The organism is Enterobacter asburiae, from assembly GCF_024599655.1.
Classification (GTDB): Bacteria; Pseudomonadota; Gammaproteobacteria; order Enterobacterales; family Enterobacteriaceae; genus Enterobacter; species Enterobacter asburiae_D.
On record NZ_CP102247.1, the window covers coordinates 330095 to 341986 of the forward strand.

Consider the following 11892-nt stretch of genomic DNA (forward strand, 5'->3'; position numbering starts at 1 on the left):
GATGAAAGCCTTTCGCTGGTGTGCATTAGCAGCGTTGATGCTGGCGGCGCTTCCTCTTCGCGCCGCCTGCACCTGGCCTGCCTGGGAGCAGTTTAAAAAGGATTACATCAGCGAGGGCGGGCGTGTCGTTGATCCCAGCGACACGCGCAAAATTACGACGTCGGAAGGGCAAAGCTACGCCTTGTTCTTTGCCCTGGCGGCGAACGATCGCACCGCGTTTGACCAGCTGCTGACCTGGACGCGCGATAATCTTGCCAGCGGCAATCTCAACGACCACCTGCCTGCCTGGCTATGGGGTCAGAAAGATAAAGAGACGTGGGCGGTGATTGATACTAACTCCGCCTCTGACGCCGATGTCTGGATCGCCTGGTCACTGCTCGAAGCGGGTCGGTTGTGGAAACATCCGGACTATACCCGCACGGGTAAGGCGCTGCTGAAACGCATTGCCAGCGAGGAAGTGGTGAAAGTGCCGGGGCTCGGCGCAATGCTGCTTCCCGGTAAAGTCGGTTTTGCCGATGAACACGTCTGGCGCTTTAACCCCAGCTATCTTCCTCCGCAGTTAGCGAGCTATTTCACGCGTTTGGGTACCCCGTGGACCCAGCTTCGTGAAACCAATTTGCGCCTGCTGCTGGAGAGCGCGCCGAAAGGTTTTTCGCCGGACTGGGTGCAGTATCAGAAAAACAGAGGCTGGCGGTTACAGCAGGATAAATCGCTGGTGGGCGGCTACGACGCCATCCGCGTTTATCTCTGGGTGGGCATGATGAGTGATAAAGATCCTCAGAAAGCCCGGCTGCTGACCCGCTTCCAGCCGATGGCGGCAAAGACAATGAAACGGGGTGTGCCGCCGGAGAAAGTGGATGTGGCGACGGGTAAACGCACCGGGAATGGCCCGGTCGGGTTCTCTGCCGCCATGCTGCCGTTTTTACAACAACGTGATGCCCAGGCGGTTCAGCGCCAGCGCGTTGCGGACCATTTTCCCGATAACAATGCCTATTACAGCTACGTGCTGACTCTCTTTGGGCAAGGATGGGATCAGCATCGTTTTCGCTTCACCGCAAAAGGTGAATTAATACCGGATTGGGGCCAGGAATGCGCAAGTTCACAGTAAATCTACTCACTTTATCGCTTGGCCTGGCGCTTATGCCGTGGGCCCAGGCCGCCAACTCACCGCAGCAGAAACAGCTGCTGGAGCAGGTTCGGCTGGGCGAATCGACACAGCGTGAGGATTTGGTTCGTCAGTCGCTCTATCGTCTTGAGCTGATTGACCCAAACAACCCTGACGTCATTGCCGCACGCTTTCGCTACCTGCTGCGTCAGGGCGATAACGCTGGCGCACAAAAAGAGCTGGATCGTCTGAAAGGGATCGCGCCGGGCTCAAGTGCATACCAGTCATCTCGCAACACGATGCTGCTTTCCACGCCGGATGGCCGCCAGCAGCTCCAGCAGGCGCGACTGCTCGCCACTACGGGACACACCCAGGAGGCGATTGCCGCCTATGACAAGCTGTTTGACGGCAACCCGCCGGGCGGCGACGTGGCGACGGAATACTGGAACGTCGTGGCGAAAGACCCCGCTCGCCGGAATGCAGCCATTAACCAGCTCAAGAAAATAAACAGCAGTAGCCCCGGAAATACGCAGCTGCAGGCGACGCTGTCCCAGCTTTTATTCCAGAGCGAACGCCGTGATGAAGGCTTTGCGGTGTTGCAGGAGATGGCCAAATCTACCAATGGCCGTAGCCAGGCGTCTGATATGTGGTATGACCAAATCAAAGGCCAGCCTGCCAGCAGCGCCAGCGTTAGCGCGCTGCAAAAATACCTGAGCGTATTCAGCGATGGTGATAGCGTCGCGGCGGCGCGTGCCCAGCTTGAAGCGCAGCAAAAACAGCTCGCTGACCCGGCGTTCCGCGCGAAAGCGGAAGGGCTGGCGGCGGTGGATGCCGGGCAGGGAAGTAAGGCGGTGGCTGAGCTGCAGAAAGCCGTCAGCGCCAACCATGCCGACAGTGAAGCGGTGGGCGCCCTCGGCCAGGCCTATTCCCAGAAAGGCGACCGCGCACGCGCGGTGGCGCAGTTTGAAAAGGCGATTGCCCTCGATCCCCAGAGCGATAACCGGGGTAAATGGGACAGTTTGCTCAAGGTTAACCGCTACTGGCTGCTGATCCAGCAGGGCGATGCGGCGCTGAAGGCGAATAACCCGGCGCAGGCGGAGCGTTACTACCAGCAGGCTCGCGGTATCGACAATACCGACAGTTATGCCGTGCTGGGGCTGGGCGATGCCGCCGCGGCGCGTAAAGATAACGACGCGGCGGAGCGTTATTATCGCCAGGCGCTGCGTATGGACAGCGGCAACAGCAATGCGGTCCGCGGCCTGGCTTATATCTACCGCGCGCAGTCCCCGGAGAAGGCCTCGCAGTTTATCCAGTCTCTCTCCGCCAGCCAGCGCCGGAGCATCGATGATATTGAACGCAGCCTGACCAACGAGCAGCTCTCCGCTCAGGCAGAACAGCTGGAAAATCAGGGGAAATACGCTCAGGCGGCAGAGATTCAGCGTCGTCGTCTGGCGCTCTCTCCGGGCGACGTGTGGATCACCTATCGTCTCTCGCGCGATCTCTACAGCGCGGGTCAGCGCAGCCAGGCGGATACCCTGATGCGTGAGCTTGCCAGCCAGAAACCGTCCGATCCGGATCAGGTGTACGCCAGCGCGCTCTATCTTTCCGGCAACGATCAGGACCGCGCCGCGCTGGCGCATCTGGACACGCTGCCGCGCAGCCAGTGGAACGGCAATATTCAGGAGCTTGCCGACCGCCTGCAAAGCAACCAGGTGCTGGAAACCGCTAACCGTCTGCGCGACAGCGGCAAAGAGCAGGAGGCGGAAAACCTTCTGCGCCAGCAGCCAACCTCCACCCGCATCGACCTGACGCTGGCGGACTGGGCGCAGCAGCGTGGCGATCTGGCGTCGGCGAAAACGACGTACAGCGCCGTTCTGCTGCGTGAACCGCAGAACGAAGACGCGATCCTCGGCCTGACCGAGATTTATAGTGCGCAGGGTAACAAAGATGCCGCGCGCGCAGAGCTGGCGAAACTGCCCGCCGCGCAAAACGGCCAGCCGCTGTCGCTCAACATGCAGCGCCGGATCGCGATGGCGCAGGCAGGCCTGGGCGATTCCGCTGCCGCAGAACAGACATTCAACAAAATCATTCCGCAGGCTAAATCGCAGCCCGGCTCCATGGAAAACGCGCTGGTGCTGCGTGATGCCGCGCGTTTCCAGGCGCAAAACGGGCAGCCTCAGCAGGCGCTGGAAACCTATAAAGATGCGATGGTGTCGTCCGGCGTCACGACGACCCGTCCGGCCGACAACGACAGCTTCACCCGGCTGACGCGTAACGATGAAAAAGACGACTGGCTGAAGCGCGGCGTGCGCAGTGATGCCGGTGACTTGTACCGTCAGCAGGATGTTAACGTCACGCTGCAGCACGACTACTGGGGCTCCAGCGGTACGGGCGGCTATTCCGACCTGAAAGCGCATACCACCATGCTGCAGGTGGATGCTCCGCTCTCTGACGGACGCATGTTCTTCAGAAGCGATCTGGTCAACATGGACGCCGGTTCATTTGATAACAATAACGGGACTTACGATCCTAAATGGGGGACCTGCTACGAAACACCGTGTAGCGGCAATACCCATCAGTCCGACAATGGCGCAAGCGTTGCCGTCGGCTGGCAGAATAAAACCTGGGCGATGGATATTGGCACCACGCCAATGGGCTTTGACGTCGTCGACGTGGTGGGCGGCATCAGCTACAGCAGCGATCTGGGCCCCATCGGCTATACCGTTAACGCCCATCGCCGTCCAATCTCCAGCTCCCTGCTGGCGTTCGCCGGGCAAAAAGATGCCAACACCGGCACTACCTGGGGCGGTGTACGTGCCACCGGTGGTGGCGTGAGCGTGAGCTATGACAAAGGGGAGGCGAACGGCGTCTGGTCCAGCCTCAACGCGGAAACGCTGACGGGTAAAAATGTGGAAGATAACTGGCGCGTCCGCTGGATGACGGGTTACTACTACAAGCTCATTAATAAAAACAATGAGCGCCTGACGGTCGGCGTCTCCAATATGCTCTGGCACTACGACAAAGACCTGAGCGGTTATACCCTGGGTCAGGGCGGCTACTACAGCCCGCAGGAGTATGTCTCCTTCGCACTGCCGGTGACCTGGCGTAAACGCACGGAGAACTGGTCCTGGGAGCTGGGTGGCTCGGTGTCCTGGTCTCACTCCAAAACCAAAGACGAGTTGCGCTACCCGATTCAGAATCTGATCCCGACCGATGAGCCAGACCGCTATACCGACCGGGGCGCGATGGAAACCGGCAGCAGCTCCTCAGGAACGGGTTATACCGCGCGGGCCATTATCGAACGCCGCGTCACGTCCAACTGGTTTGTGGGCATGGGCGTGGATATTCAGGAAGCGAAAGACTATACCCCAAGCCACGCGCTGATCTATGTGCGCTACTCTGCCGCAGGCTGGCAGGGCGATATGGACTTACCGCCGCAGCCGCTCATCCCGTACGCGGACTGGTAATCGGATTTTCCTTAATCCATTTGTAAGTCTCTCTTAATAGCGCGGCAATCGGGTATACTCAGGCGCGCCAGGTTTACACCCTGGCGCGCCCTGCGCTTCGAGTTTTGTGGAGAGTCATTTTGCGTGTCAGCCGTTCCTTAACAATCAAACAGATGGCGATGGTCTCTGCCGTCACCATGCTGTTTGTACTGCTCTTCTGCGTAATTTTGCTGTTTCATTCCGTACAGCAGAATCGCTATAACACGGCTTCGCAGTTAGAAAGTATCGCCCGCTCGGTGCGCGGCCCGCTCTCCGCCTCTATCCTGAAAGGGGATATTCCCGAAGCGGAAACCATTTTAAAACGCATTCAGCCTGCCGGTGTCGTTAGCCGCGCCGACGTCGTCTTGCCCAACCAGTTTCAGGCGCTGCGGATGAGCTTTATTCCGGAGCGTCCCGTCCCGATGATGGTGATGCGCCTGTTTGAACTGCCGGTGCAAATTTCGCTGCCCGTTTATTCACTCGAACGCCCTGCCAACCCGCAGCCGCTGGCCTACCTGGTATTACAGGCGGACTCCTACCGCATGTATAAATTCGTCATGAGCTGGGTGGTTACGTTAGTGACCACTTGCTTACTTATGACGCTGATCCTCAGCGTGGCGCTCACCTGGTGCATTAACCGACTGATTGTTCATCCGCTGCGCCGCATCGCCCGCGAGCTGAATACGCTTGCGCCGCAGGATCAGATGGGGCATCAGCTTGAGCTGCCGCGTCTGCATCATGACGATGAGATAGGTATGCTGGTGCGCAGCTACAACCTCAACCAGCAGCGCATCCAGCGTCAGCAGGATGAGCTCAACAGCAGCGCCACGCGCTTCCCGGTGTCGGAGCTTCCCAATAAAGCCTTCCTGATGGCGATGCTGGAGCAGACCGTTGCCCGTCAGCAAACCACGGCGCTAATGGTAATCGCCTGTGAAACCCTGCAGGACACGGCGGGCGTGCTTCAGGAGAGCCAGCGAGAAATGCTGCTGCTGACCCTGGTGGAAAAAGTGAAGTCTGTCCTGGCCCCGCGCATGGTGCTGACCCAGGTCAGCGGTTACGACCTGGTGGTGATTGCCAATGGCGTAAAAGAGCCCTGGCATGCGATCACATTAGGTCAGCAAGTACTCACTGTCATTAATGAGCGGTTGCCCATTCAGGGTATCCAGCTTCGCCCAAGCGCCAGCATCGGTATCGCCATGTACTATGGTGATTTAACGGCGGAACAGCTTTATCGTCGCGCGTTCTCGGCGGCGTTTACCGCCCGGCGCAAAGGGAAAAATCAGATCCAGTTCTTCGACCCGGAGCAGATGGAAAAGGCGCAGCAGCGCCTGACGGAAGAAAGCGACATCCTGACCGCGCTGGATAACCGCCAGTTTGCCCTCTGGCTACAGCCGCAGGTGAATTTGCTGACGGGAGAAGTGAAAAGCGCCGAGGCGCTGCTGCGCGTGCAGCAGCCAGATGGTTCATGGGAGCTGCCGGAAGGGCTGATTGAGCGCATTGAGTCCTGTGGCCTGATGGTTACCGTCGGCTACTGGGTGCTGGAGGAGTCCTGCCGTCAGCTTGCGGCCTGGCAGGAACGCGGCGTGACGCTGCCGCTGTCGGTCAATTTGTCTGCCCTGCAGCTTATGCATCCGACCATGGTTTCAGAGATGCTGGAGCTGATCCATCGTTACCGCATCAAGCCTGATACGTTAACCCTGGAAGTGACTGAGAGCCGACGCATTGACGATCCCAACGAGGCGGTCGCAATCCTTAAGCCGCTGCGTAATGCCGGCATTCGCATTGCGCTGGACGATTTTGGCATGGGCTACGCCGGGCTGCGCCAGCTTCAGCACATGAAAACCCTTCCGGTGGATGTGCTCAAAATTGACAAAGCGTTTGTCGACGGTCTGCCGGGCGACAGCAGCATGGTGCAGGCGATTATCCAGATGGCGCGCAGCCTCAACCTGGATCTTATTGCCGAAGGGATTGAAACTGAAGCGCAACGCACCTGGCTGGCCGAGGCGGGCGTGGAGAGCGGACAAGGCTTCCTTTTTGCCCCTGCTGTTCCTTCGGATGTCTTTGAACAACGATACCTTTCTGGCGCTGACAACCACGCAAAAGTGTAATTTTGTTGCTGGCTTGTGCGAGCCAGCTCAAAGTTCTTAACATTTGTGTTTCAAATTTGAACTGAGTTTATTTCTGTCCTGTTATGTGGGTGTTATTTTAAAGCCGCAGGTTAACCATAACCTTACAAAACCTGTGGTTTTTCTTCCCAAGGACACCTTATGAAAACCTCACTCTTCAAAAGTCTTTATTTCCAGGTCCTGACAGCCATCGCCATCGGTATTCTGCTGGGTCACTATTACCCTGAACTGGGCGCGCAAATGAAACCGCTTGGCGACGCGTTCGTTAAGCTCATCAAAATGGTCATCGCTCCGGTGATCTTCTGTACCGTCGTGACGGGCATCGCTGGCATGGAAAGCATGAAGGCGGTAGGTCGTACCGGTGCAGTGGCGCTTCTCTATTTTGAAGTGGTCAGTACCCTTGCGCTGATTATTGGTCTGATCATCGTCAACGTGGTGCAGCCTGGCGCGGGGATGAACGTAGACCCGTCGACGCTTGATGCCAAAGCGGTCGCGGTATATGCCGAGCAGGCGAAGGATCAGGGCGTGGTGGCCTTCCTGCTGGACGTGATTCCGGGCAGCGTCATTGGCGCGTTCGCCAGCGGAAACATCCTGCAGGTTCTGCTGTTCGCCGTGTTGTTTGGCTTTGCCCTGCACCGTCTGGGCAGCAAAGGCCAGCTTATCTTTAATGTGATCGAAAGCTTCTCGCAGGTCATCTTCGGCATCATCAATATGATCATGCGCCTGGCGCCAATCGGTGCTTTCGGTGCGATGGCCTTTACCATCGGTAAGTATGGCGTCGGTACGCTGGTGCAGCTGGGTCAGCTGATTATCTGCTTCTATATCACCTGTATCCTTTTCGTGGTCGTGGTGCTGGGGTCCATCGCCCGCGCGACAGGTTTCAACATCTTCAAATTCATCCGTTACATCCGCGAAGAGCTGCTGATTGTTCTGGGGACCTCCTCTTCAGAGTCGGCGCTGCCGCGCATGCTCGACAAGATGGAAAAGCTGGGGTGCCGTAAATCGGTGGTCGGGCTGGTGATCCCGACGGGATACTCCTTCAACCTGGACGGCACCTCGATATACCTGACGATGGCGGCCGTGTTCATCGCTCAGGCGACCAACAGCCATATGGATATTTTCCATCAGATTACCCTGCTGGTGGTGCTCCTGCTCTCCTCTAAAGGCGCGGCAGGCGTGACGGGCAGCGGATTTATCGTGCTGGCTGCCACCATCTCCGCGGTGGGTCACCTGCCGGTGGCGGGTCTGGCGTTGATTCTGGGTATCGACCGCTTCATGTCAGAGGCGCGTGCGTTAACCAACCTGGTGGGTAACGGCGTGGCAACGGTGGTGGTTGCGAAATGGGTGAAAGAGCTGGATCACAAAAAGCTCGACGATACTCTGAATAACCGCTCAACTGACAGCAAAAATCCTGGCTTATCCTCTTAATCTTGTCACAAATGCCCGTATTCCCTTGTCGGGATGCGGGCTCCTGCGCATAATAACTGTTCGTACCTGTCATAATTCGACAAGATTTTTTTGGGTATATTTCACTTCGGACCGTGACGTTTTGCCGAACGCGCGGTCTAATCGACGTGTTTTCATCGTCATCTTTAAGAGTGAAGCGCGTCGCGAAACACTCTTTTTTAACCAGGAATGTTGATCAGGGGTTCACATGCAGGGCACAAAAATTCGACTCTTAACCGGCGGTTTGCTGATGATGGCAGCAGCCAGTTATGTGCAGGCAGATGCGCTCCAGCCAGACCCGGCCTGGCAACAAGGGACATTAGCGAACGGTTTTCAGTGGCAGGTGTTAGCCACTCCGCAACGTCCCAGCGATCGTATTGAAATCCGTCTGTCTGTTAATACCGGCTCCCTCACTGAAAGCACCCAGCAAACCGGTTTTAGCCACTTTATTCCCCGGCTGGCGCTCACGCAGAGCGGCAGCCTGCAAGCGGTTCAGGTGCGTTCGCTTTGGCAGCAGGCCATCGATCCGAAACGCCCGCTCCCCCCGGCCGTTCTCTCGTATGACTACACCATGTTTAACCTGAGCCTGCCAAACAACCGTAACGACCTGCTTAAAGAAGCGCTTACGTATCTCTCCGATGCCTCTGGCAATCTGGCGATTACGCCGGACACCGTCAACTATGCGCTGAGCAACAGCGACATGGTGGCGACCTGGCCTGGGGATACCAAAGAGGGCTGGTGGCGTTACCGCCTGAAGGGCTCAACGTTACTGGGACACGATCCGGCCGAACCGCTGAAACAGCCGGTGGACGCCGAACAGGTAAAATCGTTCTACCAGAAGTGGTACACCCCGGACGCGATGACGCTGATCGTGGTGGGCAACGTGGACAGCCGCGCGGTGGTGGAGCAGATCAACAAAGCGTTTGGTGATTTGAAAGGCAAGCGTGAAACGCCAGCCCCCGTTCCGACGCTTTCTCCGCTGCGTGCAGAGCCTGTCAGCATTATGACGGATGCCGTGCGTCAGGATCGCCTCTCCATCATGTGGGATAACGCCTGGCAGCCAATCCGCGAGTCCGCGGCGATGTTGCGCTACTGGCGTGCCGATCTGGCGCGTGAAGCGCTGTTCTGGCACGTTCAGCAGACGCTGAGCAAGAACAACGTGAAGAATATCGGTCTTGGCTTTGACTGCCGCGTGCTGTTCCAGCGTGCGCAATGCGCCATTAATGTTGAATCGCCGGGCGATAAGCTGAATGCCAATCTGGGTGTGGTCGCGAAAGAGCTGGCAAAAGTGCGTAAAGAGGGGCTTTCCGAAGAGGAATTCAACGCTCTCGTGGCGCAGAAAAAACTCGAGCTGCAGAAGCTGTTTGCGACCTACGCTCGCGCCGATACCGACATTCTGATCAGCCAGCGAATTCGCTCTCTGCAGAATCAGGTGGTGGACATTGCGCCGGAACAGTACCAGAAGCTTCGTCAGGACTTCCTGAACGGTCTGACCGTCGATATGCTCAATCAGGACCTCCGTCAGCAGCTGTCGCAGGAAATGGCGTTGATCCTCCTGCAGCCGAAGGGCGAGCCGGAGTATGACATGAAGGAACTGCAGAAGACCTGGGATTCCATTATGGCTACCGCTCCGCAGCCAGCGCAGGCCGCCACGGCTGATGATTTACATCCGGACGCGACGGATATTCCGCAGGGGCAGTAACCCCCTCACCCTAACCCTCTCCCCATAGGGGAGAGGGAACTATAAACACCCTCTCCCCTTTGGGGAGAGGGCCGGGGTAAGGGGAGATTAAACAGGCATCGCCTCACGCGGAATAATCGCCCCGCGATACTGAATCACCGTGCTGGCCGTCAGGTGCCCACGCTGTGCCGCCGCTTCCGGTGTTCCACCCGTCAGACGTACCGCCAGATAGCCCGCGCTGAATGAGTCGCCTGCCGCCGTGGTATCAATCACTTTCTCTTTGGCAAGCTTTACCGCCGGAACGTCAACCAGCGCTTCACCCGCCACCGCGACCAGGCACGACTCTGCACCGCGCTTAATCACCACTTCGCTCACGCCTGCCGCCTGGGTGCGTGCAATCACGTCTTCTACCGGTTTCTCACCCCACAGGGCGTCTTCATCGTCGAGCGTCAGGAAGGCGATGTCGGTGCACTGCAGCATCTGTTGATAGACCTGCTGCGTCTCTTCGCGGCTGGCCCACAGGCGCGGGCGGTAGTTGTTATCGAAAATAACCTTACCGCCGTTTGCACGGCATTCGCGCAGCAGCGAGAGCAGCTTTTCTCTGCTGGTGGGGCTTAAAATCGCCAGGCTAATGCCGCTCAGATAGAGATAGTCAAATGTCGCCAGCTCTTCACAGATGGCCGCGGCCGCGTCGCTCTCCAGCCAGAATTTGGCCGCGGCTTCGTTACGCCAGTAATAAAACGTGCGTTCGCCGGTGCTGTCGGTTTCGATGTAATAAAGCCCCGGGAGGCGGTTTTCCATACGCTGAATCAACGACGTTTCAACATGTTCACTCTGCCAGGCCTCCAGCATTTGCTGGCTGAAGCTGTCCGTACCCAGGGCGGTAACGTAGTTCACGGTAAGCGCGTCAGGCGCGACCTGACGGGCAATATAAACGGACGTGTTTAACGTATCGCCACCAAATCCGCGGCTGACTTCCGCGCCTTTTTGTGACAGCTCAATCATGCATTCGCCAATCACGGCAATTTTTTTGGACATAGTCGTGAACCTGAACAGAAGAATTATCAGCAGTGTGCGCTGAGTGAATTAACCGGTCAACTATATTAAAACAACGTTCCATTATTTTATTTGAGCCAGCGCGTGTTCCCGCGCATTTCTGTCATCTTAATTTCATTTTCACGGTGAATTGAACATAAAGTTCTCAATTGTCGCGCCGATAATCTTGTGACGAGTCCAGAAAGGCTATCCCAACAACAGGACATCTGAAATGAAGTCAGAGCAGGTTATCCAGCGGCTGAGCACTACGCCTGAGGCAAGTATTGAGAACTTGCAGGAGCATCGCTACTGGCTGCAATGTGAGCGTGCGTACACCTATCAGCCGATCTACCGAACAGATGGTCGACTGATGGCAATAGAGATTTTGACCGTCGTTACGCACCCCTCAAACCCTACTCAGCGCATCGCGCCGGATCGCTATTTTGCCGAAGTTGCCGTTCGCCAGCGCCTGGACGTGCTGGAAGAGCAGCTTCGCATGCTGGCGACGAAGCAGTCCTTTTTCGAACGGCACGATATCCTCGCCTCGGTGAACGTCGATGGCCCAACCCTGCTGGCGCTGCGCCAGAACGCGAAATTGCAGGAGCTCATCGCCACTCTGCCGTGGATGCGTTTTGAGCTGGTGGAGCATGTCCGCCTGCCACAGGATTCCTCGTTTGCTTCAATATGCGAATACGGCCCGCTGTGGCTGGATGACTTTGGCACCGGCATGGCGAACTTCTCCGCCCTGAGTGAAGTGCGCTACGACTACATTAAAGTGGCCCGCGATCTGTTCATTATGCTGCGTCAGACCCAGGAAGGGCGGAATCTGTTTACGCTGTTATTACAGCTGATGAACCGCTATTGCCAGGGCGTGATTGTTGAAGGTGTGGAAACACTGGAAGAGTGGCGTGATGTGCAAAACTCTCCCGCAGCGGCGGCGCAAGGCTATTATCTCTCTCGCCCGGTCCCCATGGATCGCCTCGATAGCGTTATAACGACCCTCTGATAAGCCCG

Annotated in this window: 7 protein-coding genes; 6 read left to right on the forward strand and 1 reads right to left on the reverse strand. The window is 57.3% G+C overall.

What is annotated here, in order from left to right; all coding sequences use genetic code 11:
• The first annotated feature begins 1 nt into the window (after nt 1).
• The 5 genes from bcsZ to NQ230_RS01555 all read left to right on the forward strand — a co-directional run bounded on the left by bcsZ (nt 2) and on the right by NQ230_RS01555 (nt 9864).
• Nucleotides 2–1108 carry a cellulose synthase complex periplasmic endoglucanase BcsZ gene (gene bcsZ, locus NQ230_RS01535; protein ID WP_159515681.1) on the forward strand — a complete coding sequence of 369 codons (1107 nt, stop codon included), beginning with the start codon at nt 2–4 and terminating at the stop codon, nt 1106–1108.
• Nucleotides 1090–4572 carry a cellulose synthase complex outer membrane protein BcsC gene (gene bcsC, locus NQ230_RS01540; RefSeq protein ID WP_257259661.1) on the forward strand — a complete coding sequence of 1161 codons (3483 nt, stop codon included), beginning with the start codon at nt 1090–1092 and terminating at the stop codon, nt 4570–4572. The genes bcsZ and bcsC overlap by 19 nt, the downstream gene beginning before the upstream one ends.
• 119 nt (nt 4573–4691) lie before the next feature.
• The gene (gene hmsP, locus NQ230_RS01545) at nt 4692–6698 is read left to right on the forward strand and encodes a biofilm formation regulator HmsP (RefSeq protein ID WP_121426182.1); all 2007 of its coding nucleotides are present in this window, start codon (nt 4692–4694) and stop codon (nt 6696–6698) included.
• A 159-nt stretch (nt 6699–6857) separates the two neighbouring features.
• On the forward strand, nt 6858–8144 hold the full coding sequence (locus NQ230_RS01550; protein WP_023333768.1) for a dicarboxylate/amino acid:cation symporter: 1287 nt from the start codon (nt 6858–6860) through the stop codon (nt 8142–8144).
• A gap of 226 nt (nt 8145–8370) precedes the next feature.
• Complete coding sequence (locus NQ230_RS01555) at nt 8371–9864, forward strand: M16 family metallopeptidase (RefSeq protein WP_257259664.1); 1494 nt, start codon at nt 8371–8373, stop codon at nt 9862–9864.
• A gap of 87 nt (nt 9865–9951) precedes the next feature.
• Here NQ230_RS01555 and kdgK read toward each other — a convergent pair whose 3' ends face one another.
• Nucleotides 9952–10881 (reverse strand): 2-dehydro-3-deoxygluconokinase, encoded by a 930-nt coding sequence (gene kdgK, locus NQ230_RS01560; protein WP_193941747.1) that lies wholly within the window; start codon nt 10879–10881, stop codon nt 9952–9954.
• 229 nt (nt 10882–11110) lie between these two features.
• Between kdgK and pdeH the strand changes: the two genes are divergently transcribed.
• Nucleotides 11111–11884 (forward strand): cyclic-guanylate-specific phosphodiesterase, encoded by a 774-nt coding sequence (pdeH, locus tag NQ230_RS01565; RefSeq protein WP_121426179.1) that lies wholly within the window; start codon nt 11111–11113, stop codon nt 11882–11884.
• The last annotated feature ends 8 nt before the right edge of the window (nt 11885–11892 follow it).

Excerpts from the sequence above, each read along its gene's own strand:
- bcsZ (WP_159515681.1), top strand. The coding sequence starts at position 2 with ATGAAAGCCTTTCGCTGGTGTGCATTAGCAGCGTTGATGCTGGCGGCG.
- NQ230_RS01555 (WP_257259664.1), top strand. The coding sequence starts at position 8,371 with ATGCAGGGCACAAAAATTCGACTCTTAACCGGCGGTTTGCTGATGATG.
- pdeH (WP_121426179.1), top strand. The coding sequence starts at position 11,111 with ATGAAGTCAGAGCAGGTTATCCAGCGGCTGAGCACTACGCCTGAGGCA.
- bcsC (WP_257259661.1), top strand. The coding sequence starts at position 1,090 with ATGCGCAAGTTCACAGTAAATCTACTCACTTTATCGCTTGGCCTGGCG.
- kdgK (WP_193941747.1), bottom strand. The coding sequence starts at position 10,881 with ATGTCCAAAAAAATTGCCGTGATTGGCGAATGCATGATTGAGCTGTCA.
- NQ230_RS01550 (WP_023333768.1), top strand. The coding sequence starts at position 6,858 with ATGAAAACCTCACTCTTCAAAAGTCTTTATTTCCAGGTCCTGACAGCC.